At 53.0% G+C, this 18,739-nt stretch carries 14 protein-coding genes and 1 pseudogene; 8 read left to right on the top strand and 7 right to left on the bottom strand.

Annotation, left to right across the window (positions count from 1 at the left end):
- Positions 1-84: 84 nt before the first annotated feature.
- On the top strand, positions 85-1,020 hold the full coding sequence (locus RAC89_RS06445) for an NAD(P)/FAD-dependent oxidoreductase (protein ID WP_306612527.1): 936 nt from the start codon (positions 85-87) through the stop codon (positions 1,018-1,020).
- 59 nt (positions 1,021-1,079) lie between these two features.
- Here the strand turns inward: RAC89_RS06445 and RAC89_RS06440 are convergent, their stop codons facing one another.
- Positions 1,080-1,829 (bottom strand): DUF2161 domain-containing phosphodiesterase, encoded by a 750-nt coding sequence (locus RAC89_RS06440; RefSeq protein ID WP_306612526.1) that lies wholly within the window; start codon positions 1,827-1,829, stop codon positions 1,080-1,082.
- Between the two features lie 402 nt (positions 1,830-2,231).
- Between RAC89_RS06440 and RAC89_RS06435 the strand changes: the two genes are divergently transcribed.
- On the top strand, positions 2,232-4,127 hold the full coding sequence (locus RAC89_RS06435) for a PrkA family serine protein kinase (protein ID WP_306612525.1): 1,896 nt from the start codon (positions 2,232-2,234) through the stop codon (positions 4,125-4,127).
- 70 nt (positions 4,128-4,197) lie between these two features.
- On the opposite strand, the gene RAC89_RS06430 is transcribed toward RAC89_RS06435, so the two are convergent.
- Positions 4,198-5,733, bottom strand: coding sequence for an ATP-binding protein (locus RAC89_RS06430; RefSeq protein ID WP_284641300.1), 1,536 nt, complete (start codon positions 5,731-5,733; stop codon positions 4,198-4,200).
- Between the two features lie 277 nt (positions 5,734-6,010).
- Here RAC89_RS06430 and RAC89_RS06425 point away from each other — a divergent pair, with 277 nt between their 5' ends.
- Positions 6,011-6,790, top strand: a complete 780-nt coding sequence (locus RAC89_RS06425; RefSeq protein WP_306612524.1) for a class I SAM-dependent methyltransferase — start codon at positions 6,011-6,013, stop codon at positions 6,788-6,790.
- A gap of 228 nt (positions 6,791-7,018) precedes the next feature.
- Here RAC89_RS06425 and RAC89_RS06420 read toward each other — a convergent pair whose 3' ends face one another.
- The gene (locus RAC89_RS06420; RefSeq protein WP_306612523.1) at positions 7,019-8,059 is read right to left on the bottom strand and encodes a D-alanyl-D-alanine carboxypeptidase family protein; all 1,041 of its coding nucleotides are present in this window, start codon (positions 8,057-8,059) and stop codon (positions 7,019-7,021) included.
- 329 nt (positions 8,060-8,388) lie between these two features.
- On the opposite strand from RAC89_RS06420, the gene RAC89_RS06415 reads away from it, so the two are divergent.
- The 5 genes from RAC89_RS06415 (at position 8,389) to RAC89_RS06395 (ending at position 15,452) form a co-directional block, all read left to right on the top strand.
- A complete protein-coding gene (locus tag RAC89_RS06415) occupies positions 8,389-10,293 on the top strand; it encodes a DUF2334 domain-containing protein (RefSeq protein WP_306612522.1) in 1,905 nt (634 codons plus the stop codon).
- A gap of 126 nt (positions 10,294-10,419) precedes the next feature.
- Positions 10,420-12,540, top strand: a complete 2,121-nt coding sequence (locus RAC89_RS06410) for a sensor histidine kinase (protein WP_306612521.1) — start codon at positions 10,420-10,422, stop codon at positions 12,538-12,540.
- Between the two features lie 72 nt (positions 12,541-12,612).
- The gene (locus tag RAC89_RS06405) at positions 12,613-13,314 is read left to right on the top strand and encodes a response regulator transcription factor (protein ID WP_306612519.1); all 702 of its coding nucleotides are present in this window, start codon (positions 12,613-12,615) and stop codon (positions 13,312-13,314) included.
- A gap of 67 nt (positions 13,315-13,381) precedes the next feature.
- A complete protein-coding gene (locus RAC89_RS06400) occupies positions 13,382-14,509 on the top strand; it encodes a type I phosphomannose isomerase catalytic subunit (RefSeq protein WP_306612518.1) in 1,128 nt (375 codons plus the stop codon).
- A 25-nt stretch (positions 14,510-14,534) separates the two neighbouring features.
- Positions 14,535-15,452, top strand: a complete 918-nt coding sequence (locus tag RAC89_RS06395) for a phosphotransferase family protein (RefSeq protein WP_306612516.1) — start codon at positions 14,535-14,537, stop codon at positions 15,450-15,452.
- Positions 15,453-15,504: 52 nt separating this feature from the next.
- On the opposite strand, the gene RAC89_RS06390 is transcribed toward RAC89_RS06395, so the two are convergent.
- From RAC89_RS06390 to RAC89_RS06375, 4 genes and pseudogenes are all read right to left on the bottom strand, one after another.
- Positions 15,505-16,938: a SpoVR family protein gene (locus RAC89_RS06390; protein WP_306612515.1), complete on the bottom strand. Its 1,434-nt coding sequence runs from the start codon at positions 16,936-16,938 to the stop codon at positions 15,505-15,507.
- A gap of 574 nt (positions 16,939-17,512) precedes the next feature.
- Complete coding sequence (locus RAC89_RS06385; protein ID WP_306612514.1) at positions 17,513-17,905, bottom strand: retropepsin-like aspartic protease; 393 nt, start codon at positions 17,903-17,905, stop codon at positions 17,513-17,515.
- Complete coding sequence (locus tag RAC89_RS06380) at positions 17,895-18,152, bottom strand: hypothetical protein (protein WP_306612513.1); 258 nt, start codon at positions 18,150-18,152, stop codon at positions 17,895-17,897. Before RAC89_RS06380 ends, RAC89_RS06385 begins: the two co-directional genes overlap by 11 nt.
- Positions 18,153-18,361: 209 nt before the next feature.
- Positions 18,362-18,670 (bottom strand): annotated as a pseudogene (locus RAC89_RS06375) (SpoVR family protein); the annotation flags it as partial.
- Between the last annotated feature and the right edge of the window lie 69 nt (positions 18,671-18,739).

Genomic DNA, 18,739 nt, shown 5'->3' with positions numbered 1-18,739 from the left:
AGCGTTTCGATAAGGTCCGCTGCATGGGGCGGTCTGGGAAGGGGATAAACTAAAAGCAAACCTGGTGAAAGGCGGTTGCCTTGAATGTTCGATTGTGTTGTGGTAGGCGGCGGAATTGCCGGACTGCAGGCTTCCATCCAATTGGGACGGTATCAGCATAAGGTGCTGGTGATTGACAAAGGACGCGGACGTTCCACGCTGTGCAGGAGCTATCATAATTTGCTGGGCTACCCTGACGGGGTGTCCGGCGAGGAGCTTCGGAGGGTCGGCCGGCTGCAGGCAGAAAGTCTTGGCGTCAGGTTTCAGGAATGCGAGGTCATCGCAGCAGCCAAGGATGGCGATACGGTCGAAATTGCTTGCGCGGACGGCGGAATCCATCGGGCTCAAACGCTGCTCATCGCTACAGGCGTGCTGGATCGTTACCCGTCGATCCCGGGCCTGGAGCCCTGCTTAGGGCTCACGATATATGTATGCCCCGACTGCGACGGCTACGAGGTTCGAGACAAGATGACGGTGGTGCTCGGCTCCGGGGATGTCGGTTCCAGCATAGCTGTGGGGCTCCGCGACTTCACCGATCGGTTGATCTATATCAATCATGAGCGGAAAATCGTAGGCAGCGAGAAGCTGGATAAGCTGAAGGAGCTCGGGATCGGCTACGAGGAGGCGGAGATCGCTGAGGTGCTGCTGAAGGGGGATGCCGAGCAGGGGCAGCTGGCAGGAGTCAGGCTGGCGGACGGCAGAATCATTGAAGCGGAGCGTGCATTTCTGGGCTTCGGGGGCAATCAGGTGTTTTCCGATCCGTTCGTCTCTCTCGGCGTTGAGCGGATGGAGAATCGGCATATTGTGACCGACCCCCGCACGAAGATGACCAGCGTCACCGGTGTATGGGCAGCCGGCGATGTGGGGGTTCATGCGGAGCAAGTCAGCATAGCGATGGGAGAAGGGGCGCAGGCGGCCATCTGGATTCATAAGGAACTGATGAAACGCAAAGCAAGGGCAAGGTCAGCTGTAACCGTATAGTATGGTCTTGGAATAACCTCAGACGTGAGCTCTGAGGTTATTTGGCGTGCTGGCCGTGGTTACTTGGATCCGGCTGCCTGCTGCTCGGGAAGCGCCTCAGGCAATGTTTCCAGCACATGAGCATACGTCTCGAGCGCTTGCTCGCCTTGCGGAGTCAGTCGGTATACCCCGCGCTCCACGCGCTCATACCAGCGGTATACATTCCTCTGAAGGAAAGCAGCTGCATGGCTGTTGCCGGTTAGGCCCTTCAATCTGCGCGGACTGAGCGGCCCATGGAGCTTCAGCATCATGGCCAGATGAAGCGCCTTCTCCCTATAGGCGGTGACCAGCTTGCGCTGCGTGCTTCCGCCGACGTTGTAATCGGCGCGTCTTTCGTGGAACTCCTGGACGAGCCGGGTGGCTACTCGTTTATTGTGACGCGGCAGCAGCAGCTCCTGCCGCTCCGCCGGCGGGTAACATTCCACCTGCAAGCGGGGCTTGCGGGTTTTGTAGAACTGGACCGTCATCATCCCGATGCCTAGCATGCCGCAGAGCTTGCGCAGCTCGGGCCAGCTGGCCCCATGCGGTGCTTTCCCCTTGTTGGGCAGCTCGAAGGCTACATAGACATTGCGGGTGATCTTAAGCCGGTCGATCGCCTGCAGCAGCAGCGGAATCGAGAAGCTCTTCTTCAGCTCGACGATGAGGGGAGCCTCATCCTCGCGCATGGCTACGAGATCACAGTGGTTCACTTCGCCGCGCACACTGTATCCTAGCTCCTCGAGATAAGCTTTGACAGGAGCGTACAGCTCCGTTTCACTTTTTATCGGCATGGTGTGACGCCCCTTTCTCTGCGTGGTACTTCTCTTTGCATTATAGCATACCGCCTCTTGAAGCATTATAGGTTCCTTTACAAAAAGAGCGTCCCTCCGGGTCGCTCTTTTAAAATTGTTTGAAATTTTCGGTCAACTTCTTTCCTCTTTCTGCATAGGTATTTAATACACTTCTTTCGAAGAAGAAGAGCTAACGCGTTAGCCGAAGAGGCAGTCAATTGTCAAACCTGTAAAGCGTCCATGCACGGAATGCACCCAGTCCAGCTTCCTTTGACCGGCGCATGTTTGAAGTACCTATTGTTTTTTTGCTCAAGCAGTCGGAGTCACACGCATTTGTCAAACCCCGTAGCCAATGCTTACAAAGCAGGTTTCGCGACTGCGAAACCCGGAGGAGGTAGACCCATGGACATATTCAAAAAGATCGCGGATTATCGCACCGAAACCGAAAGGCTGGCTTGGACCGGAACTTTCGCAGCTTACATCGATAAGGTTCGCACACAGCCAAGCCTTGCTATGACCGCGCACGCTCGGGTGTATGAGATGATCGCCTCCCAAGGCATCGTGGAGGCGAACGGCCAAAGGAAGTACAACTTCTTCGAGAAGGAAATTTATGGTCTCGATTCGGCTGTAGAGAAGCTGGTTGAAGAATACTTCCATTCAGCCGCGCGGCGTCTCGATGTGCGCAAGCGGATCCTGCTCCTGATGGGGCCGGTCAGCGGAGGCAAGTCTACCATCGTCACGATGCTCAAGCGCGGACTGGAGCAGTTCTCCCGAACCGATGAAGGAGCCGTCTATGCGATTAAAGGCTGCCCGATGCACGAGGATCCGTTCCATCTCATCCCGAATGAGCTTCGCCCGGAGGTGGAGAAGGAGCTCGGCATCAAAATCGAAGGCAACCTGTGCCCGTCCTGCCAAATTCGATTGAGAGATGAGTATGGAGGACGTATTGAAGAAGTGCTTGTCGAGCGCGTGCTCATTTCGGAGGAAAGCCGAGTAGGTATCGGTACCTTCAGCCCGTCCGATCCGAAATCTCAAGACATTGCGGACTTGACGGGAAGCATTGACTTCTCGACGATAACGGAGTACGGCTCGGAGTCGGATCCCCGCGCATACCGCTTTGACGGGGAGCTGAATAAGGCCAACCGCGGTCTGATGGAATTTCAAGAAATGCTGAAGTGTGACGAGAAATTTCTTTGGAATTTGCTTTCCCTGACACAGGAGGGCAATTTCAAGGCAGGGCGGTTCGCGCTGATCTCGGCGGATGAATTGATTATTGCCCACACGAACGAATCCGAGTATAAGTCCTTCATCGCCAACAAGAAGAACGAGGCCCTCCAGTCCCGGATGATCGTCATGCCGATTCCATATAATCTGAAGGTGTCGGAAGAGGAAAAGATTTACCAGAAGCTCATCAGCCAGTCCGATATGGCCCATGTCCATATTGCTCCGCACAGCTTGCGTGCCGCAGCGATCTTCTCCATTCTTACCAGGCTGAAGGAGTCTAAGAAGCAGGGGATGGATCTCGTCAAGAAGATGCGGATGTACGATGGGGAGGAGGTCGAAGGCTACAAGGAAGCGGATCTGAAGGAAATGCAGAACGAGTTCCTTGAGGAGGGCATGTCGGGGATAGACCCGCGCTATGTCATCAACCGAATTTCGAGCGCGCTGATTCGCCAGGATTTGGAGTTCATCAATGCCCTTGATGTGCTCCGCGCCCTTAAGGATGGACTGGATCAGCATCCTTCGATCACGAAGGAGGAGCGGGAGCGATACCTGAACTTCATCTCCATCGCGCGCAAGGAGTATGACGAAATCGCGAAGAAGGAAGTCCAGAAGGCGTTCGTATATTCCTTCGAGGAGTCCGCCAAAACGCTCTTTAACAACTACCTCGACAACATCGAGGCTTATTGCAACTGGTCGAAAATCAAGGATCCGCTCACCGGCGAGGAGATGGATCCGGATGAGAGGCTGATGCGCTCGATTGAGGAACAGATCGGCATCAGCGAGAATGCGAAGAAGGCGTTCCGCGAGGAGATTCTGATCCGGATGTCGTCCTATTCACGGAAGAGCAGACGCTTCGATTACAGCAGCCATGAACGGCTGCGCGAGGCGATTGAGAAGAAGCTCTTCGCCGACCTGAAGGACATCGTCAAGATTACAACCTCCACGAAGACGCCGGATGAGCAGCAGCTGAAGCGTATCAATGAGGTCATTAACCGCCTGGTTGAGGAGCATGGCTATACGGCCGCTTCCGCCAATGAGCTGCTTCGCTACGTAGGAAGCCTGCTGAACCGATAAACCCGAGGTAACGAAACGATCCCCTAAGCTGCAAATGCAGTTCAGGGGATCGTTGTTGTTTTGAAGGCGACTAGACATAAGGCAGCAGCAGCTCCACCGTCGTTCCGCGGCCAAGCTCGCTGAAAAAGCGCATTTTGCCGCCGTGATTTTCGATGATTCTGAAGGTGACCATGAGCCCGAGCCCGGTTCCCTTCTCCTTCGTAGTGTAGAAGGGCTCTCCCAAGCGGGGGAGCCGGTCCTCCGGAATGCCTCCGCCTTGATCGATGAACCGGATCAGCAGATGCCGCTCATCGTGCTTTCGCAGCTCGATTCGAATTTCGCCTCCGTCGGGCATCGCGTCAATGGAATTATTCAATATATTAATGAAGACCTGTTTAATTTGATTTTCGTCGCAATTGATGGGGGGCAGCTCTTGTTCCGAATGGGTACGAATATCGATATTGTGTATCAGTGCTTGAGAGCCCAGCAGGAGCATGGTGCTCTGCAGGATACTGTCCGCATTGACGGGCCGGAATTTTACGGATTGCGGCTTGGCAATGACCAGAAATTCGCTCACAATAAAATTGATGCGATCCAGCTCTTCCATCATAATTTGAAAATAGCTGTCGTATCCCCCGATTTTTGTCTGCATCAGCTGTACGAAGCCTTTGAGCGACGTGAGCGGGTTACGGATTTCATGGGCTACTCCGGCAGCCATTTGCCCGACGACGGACAGCTTCTCGCTTCGGATGAGCATCTCTTCGGAGCGTTTGCGCTCGCTGATGTCTTGACCGATCATGTAAACCCCGGAGATCTGCTTATTGACGTAGATAGGAAAATTCAGCACGCTGAGCTGAACCGACTTGCCGTTTATGTGGTGGAACGTAATCTCATAATGGGGAGTAGCTCCTTGCAGAGCCCCCTGGAAATTGGCGGTCCACATCGCCAGCTGCTCCGGATCGACGAGCGTATCGATTGTTTTGCCGATCAATTCCTCAGGAGTATATCCCATTACCTCGAACATGGCCGGGTTCACGCTCGTGATAAGTCCGTTCAGGTTAAGCGACAGGATCGGATCGGGGTTATTCTCGAACAACGATTTGTAACGCAGCTCACTTTGCTCCAGGAGGAGCTCCGCCTTCTTCTTCTCATATAAGGCCTTGATCATGGCATACGATCTGGCGAAACGATGATCCTCCTCCTGAGCGAGGATCGTTTCGAAGATATCGTCGTCGTCATCGTCTTCGGGCGGGAGTCCGTTGTCCAGCTCTTTCATTTTGCGAAGCAGGCTCATGACGTTCAGAATATGATCCCCGTGGATCCAAGCCGCGGAGGCCGTCTTGCTGCGCCCTGCTCCGGCAGGCTGGAGCACGACGACTCCCTTCTTGGGGTTATATTCCTTGACGTGATTCATGTTGACGACATTCATCTGGTCGATGAGCCGAAACCCGTCCTCGTAAAGCCACTCTTCGAAAGCTTCGAGGGATGAGGCCAAATAAAACTTGTCGGCAGCCGTATGTAAAATATATTCTTTATCTCTGACGCACTCGATTTTGATGACCTCGTCCGCATGGATGATGGTGATGTCAGAGCCCTTTTTATCGCGAGTGACTGGAATTTTTTGCATAATCTGAAATCACCTGCCTGTATCATTCATTTCATTATACCAGACGAAGGTCATGCTGCGTCAATCTCCATTGCAAAATAATATAGAAACAATGAATACATTATATCCTCAGCGGTTTCTCGAAGTAAATGCGTTTTTTAAAGCCTATCTTAATCATATTCGACATTATTCTTCGTTAATTTAATAGATAAAAACTATAGAAACTATTTAATTTATATATTTCACAAATAAGATTACATGACTGATAATGGGTATCAAAGAGAAGGAGTGATCGAACATGAATCGGATGGAGAGCTCTAATGAATGGAATGCAGGGCACTATGACGAGCACATCGGCTATGTATCCCGACTGGGAAGAGGTGTGGTGGAGCTGTTGAAGCCCGCCCCCGGTGAACGTATTCTCGATTTGGGCTGCGGTACGGGAGATCTTGCCCATCAGATCCGCCGGAGCGGAGCTTATGTACTCGGGATGGATCAATCAGAGGCGATGATTGCTGAGGCGCGGGCCAAATTTCCCGAACAGGATTGGATTCAGGGGGACGGGGAAACCTTTCGGCTTCCGGGTGTCCCTGCCTTCGATGCCGTTTTCTCCAATGCAGCGCTCCATTGGATGAAACGTCCTCAGCTTGTGGCGGCTTCCGTTCATAAAGCATTACGAACAGAAGGACGTTTCGTTGCGGAATTCGGAGGCAAGGGCAATGTAGAACAGCTGGTGAAGGCGATCCTGCAATCGATAGCACCCTTCGGTGTGGATGGAGCTGCACGGCACCCATGGTTTTTTCCGAGTGTAGGAGAATACACGGGACTGCTGGAGGAGCACGGCTTTGAAGTCGGCTACGCCGAGCTGTTCGACCGCCCAACACCGCTTAGCGGAGGAGAGCAGGGATTACGGCATTGGCTCAAGGCGTTCGCTGGGATGTTCTTCGACGGACTGACCGAGGAGCAGCAAGAAGAGGCGTATCGAAGCTGTGAGAGAATGCTGAAGCCCGTCTTATGGAACGGGGATACGTGGGTAGCGGACTACCGGAGAATTCGGGTCGTGGCAGTGAAGAAATAGGAGCTGTTGCGTTAGAATCGTGAAGATGTGGTCATCTTATCGTCCACCGTGGCCAAATGCCTTCAGCCTGAGCTCAAACATCTTGATTGCCGTCATTAGGATTATCACTTTAAGGTGTTGACGGCAAGCCAAAACTCGCGCTGAAGACATTTGGCCACTGACTCGCAGATGGCCACCCTTCAAAAATCTAAGAAACCGCTCCTATTTTTTTAATATAGAATAGGTAGATTAAGGCTTGCCGGCAGAAGGCTTGGAGACGGGCACGGCATCCTGAAAGTACTCTTCAAGCGTAATTCCCTTTTCCGTAATCTCCTTGGCGAGCTCGATGCCGACGTAGCGAATGTGCCATGGCTCATAGCTGTAGCCGGTAATGCTTTCTTTGCCCTTCGGGTATCGAAGAATGAAGCCGAACTTCCAGGCATTCGCGGCAAGCCACTTGCCCTCGGGCGTCGTGCCGAATACTTCCTCCAAAGCATACTTGGCGCTCGGACTGGAGACATCGATCGCGAGGCCGGTTTGGTGCTCGCTCTGCCCAGGCTTGGCGCTGTACTGCGAGGCAAGCTTTTCCCCTTGTGTTTTTACATTATTATTGTAAATGGATTTTTGAGAAGCGTAGGAGCGGTAGGCGGAGACGCCGGCCAGCTTGATCTGCTCCTTCGCCGCTTGGTCGAAGAGCTTCTCCAGCGCACGTGCGGCCTCCGTCCGCATCAGCTTCTTCTCGCTTTTCTCCTTAAAGGTAAACGGAACGTTCGGCTCTACCAGATCGGATTTGTCCGGTGCATAGTCCGGGGGCAGCGCCCGGGTTTTGTTGACGACAGCTATGATATCGGAAGGGTTGGTAACCATGGAAGCTGAGGTTACCGTATCGGCGAGCGCATATTTGACGGTCAGCGGTACTTCCTTCTTGATTCCTTGTGATTGGACCGTGATAGTCACCCGTGTACCGGTTCTCGTCCCCGGCGATATGCTGATGGTGCCGTCAGCTGCAACCGTCGCCGCCTCGTTTGAACTCGACTGATAAACCACTCCGGACTCCGAAGTCATGTCCTTCTTACTTCCATTCTTCGCAATACCTGTGACGGTGAGCTTCTGCTTCGCACCCGGCGCTATGACAAGCGCGGCGGGAGTGACGTCCAGATCGGTAATGCTTTGATTTCCAGCTTTGCCGCTGACGGGAGAGGCCGGAGCCGGTGAACTCTGGGCAGGCTGCTGCTGTCCTGCCGATGGATCGGAGCAAGCCGATGTGAGCCATACGGCTGCCGTTAACATTAAGGCAAGTTTTCGTTGTAATGATGGCATAATGTCCTCGCTTTCTTACCTGCTGCGAATTTCGTGAATTGTTTCATTATAACATATGCCTTCCGGGGGTTCATCCGGACGAACGAACCAGAAGCAAGGAATACGCATGCATGGATGAAGCGATCGCAGCATAATCGTAATCATGGACGCAGCGGCCCTGAAAAATGTTCTTTTTTTTCTCTATTTCCCAAGGAAAACCATGTTCGGCATTGTCGAAATCTGTTACAATATCTCAGAAGCTGCATCTATGAGACTTTGTTATGAATAGATTACTAGAGTAAGAGGGAGCAGGATGGTCCATGGCCTTTTTTCGCAAATATAAGCTTGCGCGTTATGTAGTCTCGGTACTGCTGGTAAGCGTGATTGTAACCGCTTACCATATGATTTCGGTAGAAGGCGAAGCCAGGCTGCCGAAGTTCGTCATGATGCGTCTGGAGGACATCGGACCGGGAGGCCAGTACGAGACGCCGGAAGGGCTCGGCAAGCTTCGAGCGATCCTGGAGTACTTGCGCGATGAGAAGGTTTCCTATCATTTGGCCGTAATCCCAAGGTGGATCAATATTTCTCCGGACGGCTCCCGTTATGATGTAAGTCTGGATCAAACGGACAATCCGCTAGCGGCGGCTTTTGTACAAATATTAAAAGACGCGGTCAGGGGCGGAGCAACGCTTGGCATGCATGGCTATACGCATCAGGTAGGCAGTGTGCGCCGAGATGACGGACATCACGAATCGGGTATCGGCAACGAGTTCAATAACCCGGGAAGCGCGGAGACGATGCCGGCGTCTTACGGAGAACAGCGTATGAAGGAGGGCTTGGCCGTACTGGAGCATGTAGGTCTTAAGCCTCAATTCTGGGAAGCGCCGCATTATCGCTCCACGCCGGAGCAGGATCAAGTCTTCCGCTCCTACTTTGGTCTTCATTACCAGGCTGAAGTGCAAGAGCACAGGAACGCTCAGACGGTTCATTACGAAAACAAACGCAATAAAGCATCAGGAGCGTCCTCGCTGGGCGCGGCTTACATTCCGACTCCCTATGATTATATTCCGTATAATAAGGACGAGAAGGTCATTGTGGATCGGGTGGGCACAACGGGCCATGTCGCCTCCTTCTTCTTTCATCCCTTTCTGGATTTCAAGCAGCTGATTCCCGTAATCAATGAGGATGGGGAGCCCGTAATGCGAGACGGAATTCCGGAATATCGGCTGCCGGATACGAACCGCAGCTTGCTGCAGAAGCTCATTGCCGGTTTGCGCGCAAAAGGGTATACCTTCTATTCCATCCAGGATTATGTACCCTTTACACCCGCTCATAGCATTGGGTTATCCGGCGGAAGCAAGTCGATGGTCGGCGATGTGAACGGGGACGGGCAGGCGGATTTGGTCACGTGGGATACCAAGACCGGCAATCTGCATGTCGTCGAGTGCAATTTCCGCGGACAGCGGAACGAGGCACAGCCGGCTCCCGCTCTATGGGGCCAAGCGGCTTACGTTCAAGGGGCGACAGCCGCCCTAAGCGGAGCCGACGGTTCTCGGTCAGCCGTGCTGTGGACCCTTTCGCCGAAGGGGCAGCTGGAAAGCTACCGGGTTACCGGGCGTCAGTTCCGGAGGGAGGGCTCCTGGCGAACGGAGCAGGCCGGCTGGTCTACGATGATCGTCATTCCTCAAGCGAATGGAGCCAGCTTGCTGGCAGGGCTGTCCAAGGACCGGCGCCAGCTGAACGGACTGCTCGTTACCTCCGGAGGCGATGTCAAGCCCCTGAAGCCCTTCAGCTTCAGAAGCGAGCAGAAGGCGGAGCTCCAGCTGCACAAGGGACAGGAGGGCATCACATCTCTCCTATCCGTGAAATCCGGTGCCAGCAGCGGGTTTGAGCTTATCCCGGATATCGGCTCCCTCACTTGGAGGCTCCAACGAACAGCCGTTTCGGTACCTAATGAGAGCGGAGTGTTGAAGCTGGGGGATTTTAACGGCGATGGCCGGGAAGACGTGCTGCGATGGGACCCGGATTCCATGAGCGGGTCCGTATATCTTAAGCAGGAGAACGACGAATATAAGCTTCTCTCCTTTTACGGGCCGTGGGGCCGTGGAGGCTCGGGGCTGCAGCCTCTCATTGCGGATCTCGACGGCAACGGAACGAGCGATCTGGCGGTTATGAACCGCGAGGAAGGCTATCTGGATACGGCACTTTCTTTTATTCACCAATAAGTTTAGAAGCGTTGCATTCCCCTGATAAGCTGCCAAGGCTTAGCAGGGGAGTTTGCGCATAAGGCAGGATTTGGTCTCCTTCGCATCGAATGGATACTGTCTAAGCGTAAGGGGGTTTACCAGCCTATGGGCAAAGCTGCCAATCAGCGTACTACGAAGGTCGTCATCCTGCTTGTTTTGCTTGTTGCCGCTTATGTCCTCTTTTATATGACGGGGACGTTCACCAAACAAAACTACCCGCGGGTGACGAATGGGAATATGAATTTATCCGAATGGAATTTTGAAACGAACGGCTCGGTGCTGCTTAACGGGGAATGGGAGTTTTATTGGAATCAGCTGCTGGAGCCGAGGAGCTTCTATACGGACGAGGCACGTCTTGTCAAAGATTATATCCATGTACCCGGCTCTTGGAACGGGCATGGGGATCGGCTTCGCAGCGGCAGCGAGCTTCCGGGCGTAGGCTATGCCACCTATCGGTTGAAGCTTCTGTTGCCCTACGAGACTCAAACGTTTGCGATGCGGATACCGACCGTCTTTACAGCATATACCTTGTATGCCAACGGGGAGAAGATTTCTTCCGCGGGCGTTGTGGCCCCATCCGCCGAACAGATCCGTCCGCAATTTTTGCCTCAGCTTGTTGTTCTGCATACCCACTCCTCCGAGATTGAGCTGGTCCTGCAGGTAGCCAATTTCGATCATCAAAAGGGGGGCTTGCGTTACCCGATTGAGTTCGGGCAGTTTCAGGATATTTCCCGTTCGATGGAGCTCTCCGTCGGTTTCGATACGCTGCTGATCGGCAGTTTGCTGATCATGGGGCTGTATCATCTCGGGCTGTTCGCCGTCCGCAAGAAAGAAGCGGCCATGCTGTTTTTCGGACTGTTCTGCCTGTTGATCAGCCTACGAATTTCACTGCTCGGGGAGATTCTGCTGACGAAGCTCATTCCGGACTTCAGCTGGGTGCTTGAGATGAACCTCGAATACTTGACGGCCACCTTAAGCATGCCGTTGTTTGTATTGTTTTTTGCGTGCTTATACCCGGAGGAAAGCTCACGCAAGGTCAGCTACGGCTTCGGTATCGTAACGGTAATGTACTCTGTTATCATGGCTGTGCTGCCTACGATTCTTTTTACCAAAATACTCGTTGTTATGCAATTGATCATCGTCGCCGGCGTAACCTACATCTTGCTTATCGTCGGGAGAGCTTACATTCGGAAAAAAGAAGGCGCGGGTATTTTGCTCCTGGCCTGCGGCATCTTCGCCGCTACCATTATAAACGATATGCTGTATGCTCACGAGCTTGTGCAAACCACGGACAAAATGTCCGCGTTCGGCCTGCTGGTGTTCATTTTCTGCCAATCGGTGCTGCTCTCGATTAAGCTGTCCAAGGCTTATGCAACCGAGGAGAAGCTGTCCGCGGAGCTGACGGTCATGAACAGCGGACTGTATGCCAAAATCAAGGAACGAACCATTGATCTTGAGCACGTGAACGAAGCGTTGAAACGTAAAAACGACGAGCTGTCCCGCTTGGAACGATCGCGAAGCCATTTGCTCAGCAACATCTCGCATGATCTCGGCACACCTCTCACGACGATTCAATGTTATCTTGAGGCAATTCTCGACGGGCTTGTGGATCATGAGGAGCAGCGCGACCGGTATTTGCGGCTCATTCATGCGAAGGTGATCGGTATGGACCGGCTGATCGAGGATTTATTCCAGCTATCTCAGCTGGAGGCGCGTCAGGTGACGTTCAAGAAGCAAACGGTGTCTACCGACCGTCTGATGGATCTGCTGTTCACCCGTTACGAGCTGGACGCGCGGAATGCGGGCATTGACTATACGCTGGAAATCCTGCCGCCGGCGGTAGAAGGGGAGCGTTACTCTTCGGTTTTGGTGGATGTCGAGAGACTGCATCAGATGTATTCGAACCTCATCTTCAATGCCATCAAGTTCACACCTGAAGGGGGTTCCATTCGGGTAGAGATGTCCGACGACGGAAAACGGATGCTCTGCCGCATCATCGATACGGGGCTCGGCATTCCTTCGGAGGATTTACCGTTCGTCTTCGACCGCTTCTATACCAGCAACAAATCGAGAAACACTGTTACCGGGGGGAAGGGCTTGGGTCTATCGATTTCCAAGGAAATCGTCGAATCCCACGGGGGCCGCATCTGGGTAGAGCGAACGCAGCTTCAGGTCGGAACGGTTCTTTGCTTCACAATTCCGGTAGAAGAGACACTTGATTCCTAGAAAATGTTGGACTATGCTTGCAATAGCAGCAAGAGAATCGGCAGAAAGATACACTGAATGGTGGTGAGAACCTTGATCGGTGCGAAAATACTGGTTATCGAAGACGACCCGGAGATAAAGGAGGTCATTCGTTTATACTTGGAGAAAAACGGGTTTCGCGTCGTCCAGGCTGAGGACGGCCAGAACGCGGCCCACATTGTGATGGAGGAGCAGCCCGAGCTAATCATTCTGGATGTGCTGCTTCCTGGTAAAAACGGGTTTGAGGTGTGTCAGGAGATACGGGAGCGAACCCAAGCTCCGATTTTGTTCTTAAGCTGCAAGAAGGATGAGACGGACAAAATTATGGGACTCGGCCTCGGGGGCGACGATTATATGACCAAGCCCTTCAGCCCGAATGAGCTGATCGCCCGGGTGAAGGCGCATTTGCGCAGACCTCATCTGTCCGGCGGCGAGAAGGAAGCCGGCGGCGCCAAGCAGACGATAGGCTCTATCCAGATCGACCGCTTGAGCCGCGTCGTGCGAGTCAACGGCGGGGAAGTCACGCTGTCCCGGAAGGAATTCGACCTGCTCAGCTTCCTTGCCTCCCGTCCGGAGCAAACCTTCTCGCATGAGCAGCTGTTCCGGGAAATATGGGGCCAAGAGAGCTTTAATGATACAAGAACGATCATTGTTCATGTAAGCAATCTTCGCAAGAAGATCGAGCCGGATCCTTCCAATCCGCAGTACATTATTAATGTGCATGGCGTTGGGTATAAATTTATAAGCTCATTATAAAAGGAAAGGACCTAAGCGCAAGCAATCTTGTGTTCTAGGTCCTTTATGTCCAGGAAGGAACACGAGGATGACAAACAGCGAACGCATATCCGCTTCACTAACGGTACAGCCGTTAAAGCTGCAATCCAATCGGGTGTGGCGCACTTATTCGGGCGGGAAAGCATTGGAGGCTTGGCTCGGGCAAAGTGAAGCGGCGGATGACGATTTCCCGGAAGAATGGGTGGCCTCTGTGGTCAAGGCAAAGAACGTGGGGCGAGAGCACCTCGTTGAGGGGTATAGCCGCATAGTGCTTCCCGGCAGCTCAACGGGGCCGCTGCTGAAGGATCTGATCGAAGCTTACCCGGAGGCGATGCTGGGGACCCGTCATGCTGCCGCCTTCGGGAAGCAGACGGCTGTGCTCGTAAAGGTGCTGGACGCGGCGGAGCGGCTGACGATCCAAGTGCATCCGGACCGTGCCTTCGCCAAGGAGGCATTCGACTCCGCGTTCGGGAAAACGGAAGCGTGGTATGTTCTAGGCGGCAGACCGATCGACGGCGAGGAGCCGTACGTGTTGTTCGGGTTCAAGCCGGGCGTGACGCGCGAGCGGTGGAAGGAGCTGTTCGATAAGCAGGACATTCCCGGGATGATCGACGCGCTTCACCGCATTCCGGTACAGGAGGGTGATGTGTTCCTCGTCGAGGGAGGCGTGCCGCATGCCATCGGCAGCGGCTGCTTCCTGATCGAGATTCAGGAGCCGACGGATCTTACGCTACGAACCGAGCGAACGACGCCGAGGGGACATGCGGTCCCGGATCAGGCCTGCCATCAGGGGCTGGGCTTCGAGCGGATGCTGGATTGCTTCCACTATGACACCTATAGCTACGAAGAGGCGCTGGCCCGTTATCGCAAAACACCGGTTACCGTATCGGACACGGTAGGCGGGACCGAGTGGGAGCTAATCGGGGCCAAGGATACCGACCGCTTTCGGATGAACCGGGTTACGGTTACAGGAAGTTATGCCTTGAAGCCTTCCGGTACGTTCGCTGTAGCTATCGTGACCTCCGGTAGCGGGAGCGTCCGCTGGGAACAAGGGAATATGGCCGTACGGCAGGGCGATCGTTTGTTCATACCGGCAGGTGTGCGGGGCCTTCATTGGTCTTGTGAAGCAGAGGACCGATTGGACATCGTTCTCTGCTACCCGCCGGCCTCATCCTGATTACTTAATGAAGGAAGGGTTGCGTATGGCTGATTTTCCATCTTCTGCATCGCTGCAATGGGCTGCTGCATGTGTAGGTACCGACGCTTCCGTTGAATCGGTTCAGCCCATGCCGGGCGGCGCTTCCTCGGCGGTACACCGGGTGGTGCTTAGGAGCCGGGGCTCCTTGCATCAGCTCGTGCTCAGGCAGTTCACGAACCGGGAGTGGCTGGAAAAGGAACCTGATCTCGCGCTCCATGAGGCTCGCAGCTTGGGGCTTGCCGAGACAACTGGAGTTACCGTGCCCCGGGTGATCGGCTTCCATGAAGAGGGAGTAGATGATCAAAGGAGACCGCTAGTCCTGATGTCCCTGCTGCCAGGTCATGTAGACCTGCAGCCTGTTCGAATGGATGTGTGGCTGCACCGGCTGGCCGAGCCTCTCGTACAGATTCATCGCTGCACGGGAGAAGAACATGCCTGGACCTATTTCAGCTATAACGATTGCGATAGCTTAACGGTACCGTCATGGACGGAGCTGCCGGCTTTGTGGGAACAAGCGATCCGCATCGTTCGACAGCCGCCACCGGAGGGAAGGACGGTATTCCTCCACAGGGACTATCACCCGACCAATGTGCTCTGGCAGGACGGCCGGGTAAGTGGAGTTGTGGACTGGGTGAACGCCTGCCGCGGCCCTGCCGGGGTCGATGTCGGCCACTGCCGCCTGAACCTGGCGCTTCTGTTCGGGCCTGAGACGGCGGGAGCCTTCCTGTCGGCTTACCGCCGTCTCGCGGGGGATGATTTCGATTACCAGCCGTATTGGGAGCTTGTCTCCATTCTCGAATTTTTGCCGGGGCCTCCGGAGGTATACTCCGGCTGGACAGCCTGCGGTGTGACCCATCTAACGCCTGCTATGATGAGGGATCGATTGGAGTGTCATCTTGCGGCAGTGCTTGCCGATCTGTAACAAAAAAGCCGCGGCGGATGCTTCTCCAGCAACCGGCGCGGCTTCTTTGTCATTATAGAAACTTCCTCTGATGCTTCTTCCCGTCATACGAGAACAATACCGGCTTTCCTTCCACAACACTTTCCAGATGCACCGTCTTGCCCCACAGCTGATGAATGTAAGGGACGGTGCGTTCCACATACTTGAGATCCAGCTCCATCCCTTCGTATTCGTGGAACAAATAGAGCTCGCCGTTTCGTTCATAATCCCCGTTGTCCACCGAGATGTAGGGGAAGCCGCCATTCACCCGCGAGTAAACCAGCTGATCGCGGATGTTTTCCCACGACTTGTCGGTGATCTTCCATTCCGGCCCCTTTTTCTCAAAAACGTAAAGATCCAGCTCCTCGACCAGCTTCTTGTTCATATAGTTGCGAATGAAGGAGATGTCGGAATCGACCTCCCTGACCTCGAACATCTTCTGCCGTCCCTCACCGCCCTTACGCCCGAAGCGTTCCCGTTCTTCCGGAGTAGGGTTATCCCAGCGTTTCTCGATGTCCTCGAAAATTTTGAGTCCCAGATAGTAAGGATTAAGCGAGTGGCGCGAAGGGACAACGACGGAGGAGTTCAGCTTGGCATATTCGATCGTTTCGTCCTCCGTCAAATCGAGCTCTCTCATGATGCGCTGATGCCAGTAGGAGGCCCAGCCTTCGTTCATGATTTTCGTTTCGATCTGCGGCCAGAAGTAGAGCATCTCATCGCGAAGCATCGTCATGATGTCGCGCTGCCAATCCTTCAGATAGTGGGCGTGCTCCTCAATGAACAGCATGATGTCCTTCTGCTTTACCGGCGGGAACTTCGATTGCGGCTGCTTCGGCTTCTCGGAGCTATCCTTGTTACGCTCATCCAAGTCCCAGAGATCCTCATAGCCGAATTGGCGCTCCGGCTTTTCCCTTAGCTGGTTGTTGCGGGGATCGCGCTCCTCGCGCTGGCGGTGGTAAGGCTTCATGATCAGCGGATCGACATGCTCCTGAATGGCCAGCACGGCGTCGATGAAGCGCTCGACCTCCTCCGTCCCGTATTGCATCTCGTATTGCCTGATGCGCTCGGCTGTGGCGGACATGCTTTCGACCATGTTGCGGTTCGTTTTGGAGAAGCGGACATTGTTCTTGAAGAAGTCGCAGTGAGCGAGTACGTGAGCTACGATCAGCTTGTTCTGGATGAGGGAGTTGCCATCCAACAGGAAGGCGTAGCAGGGGTCGGAATTGATAACGAGCTCGTAAATTTTGCTCAGACCGAGGTCGTATTGCATTTTCATTTTATGAAAGGTCTTGCCAAAGGACCAGTGCGAGAAGCGAGTCGGCATCCCGTAAGCGCCAAACGTGTAGATAATATCGGCCGGACAAATTTCATACCGCATCGGGTAAAAATCGAGTCCGAAGCCTTGCGCGATTTCGGTAATTTCCGCGATCGCATAGTTGAGCTGCTTCATGTATTCATCGTGGTTCATCGTCCGTCCCCCTCCGGCAAGGAGTTTTAAGGTTCATACCATATGTATGCAGTGGGACGGGGGAGTATGCGGGGTTTGAGACGAGGTTGGGTTGTTCATGCGCAGCGTAGCTATTTCTTATGGCAGCCCTTTTTGTCTTGTATGTATTACAAGCTCCGCGAGATCCAAACCAAATGAAGGTATACCGTTCATAAGGAGTCAGAATGTATATCAAAATGAGATGGAACTTGATAATATAGCATATATTTCTGAAGAAATCCATCAGTCAATGAAACGTATACATGTATGTGCACTTACCCACTACCGCCTGTAGAAGAACACAAGGAGATGGTGCTTCTTATTAGATCTCTCTTCGAAAAAGTAAGCGGATATCATTGAACTGATTACTTTAGGGGATCAGATAGATTTATAAAAACAGTCGGTCTTATCAAAAGCATTCTCTGGGTAACTTGGTACAAACAATAATTGTGAGGAAGATTCTGTACTCGCGCTGACTAAATTGATGTCAAAATTCTCATAATAATATAATAGGTATATTAGGGTAAAAAAGCTGAGCTTCCATCTAATTGGTAACTTAGCTTTTTCCTTTTGTTGTATACATGACAAGCTCCGACAAATCCAAAACAATATTTGCAGCCATAAGCAAATCCAAACCTAAAAGACCATTAATCTCAAGCTTCTCATGAAGAGCCCCAACATCAAGCTTAAAATTCCCTACCTGGAAATTGCCAAGTGTAACAGAATCAAACGCTTTTCTAAAGCAGCTCTCCTCGCCGCCGATGCCGATAGCACTGATAATTTCGTCTCCGTTTTCAAAATAAACTCCAATATCAGCCACAGCATCGGCGGATAACAGTGTATGAGACGCGCCGGTATCAATGACCAGCTTGTCTATGGTTAGGGCTTGTCCCTTATAATTTATCTTAATCGTGGTTTGCAGCAGTCCATCCACGAGTTCAATTATCATATTGGACAACTCCTCTAAAGCCTCTAAGAGTGCGGAGCTCGATCTTAAGCTCTTCATTCGAGGTGTGCGACACAATAATGCCGTCCTTCGAACGAAGCAGTTCTTGGGTTGCCTCTTTGGGATCCTGTATCGCTTTAATTAAGGCAACTTCGTCCACGTATTTCATATTGCCTTCGGTGTGGGATGCGAGGATTTGCAGCTTCACGTATTGGTCAGGATATATCTTACGAACTTCTTCCCATTGCATGGCTGGCACCTCCATAAAGTTTTGATACCTTCATTGTACCAAAAAATAAGCAATAAGAAAGCTCTCCGACGATCCCTGATCATTCGTGGAGAGCTTATTTTGCGTTAGCATTTCCACAGATCTTCATAGCCGAATTGGCGCTCCGGCTTTTCCCTCTAGCTGGTTGTTGCGGGGATCTCGTTTCTCGCACTAGCGGTGAAACGGCTTCTGATCAGCGGATCGACATGCTCCTGGATGGCCGGCACGGCGTCGATGAAGTGCTCGACCTCCTCCGTCCTGTATTGAATCTCGTATTGCTTGATGCGCTCGGCAGTGGCGGACATGTTTTCGACCTTGTTGCGGTTCGTTTTGGAGAGGCGGACATTGTTCTTGGAGAAACCGCAGTGAGCGAGTACGTGAGCTACGATCAGCTTGTTCTGGGTGAGGGAGTTGCCGTCCAGCAGGAAGGCGTAGAAGGGGACGGAGTTGATGTCGAGCTCGTATATTTTGCTGAGGCCGAGGTTGTACTGCATTTTCAGTGCTTGGTCCTTGTAATGTTGAATCATTTTTAAGAGTTGTTGATCATTATCCGGTATACTACAATGAAG

It is taken from the genome of Paenibacillus sp. GD4, assembly GCF_030846225.1.
GTDB classification, from domain to species: domain Bacteria; phylum Bacillota; class Bacilli; order Paenibacillales; family NBRC-103111; genus Paenibacillus_G; species Paenibacillus_G silviterrae.
The sequence above is the reverse complement of the archived record's forward strand: the minus strand, read 5'-3'. Positions and strand labels throughout refer to the sequence as shown.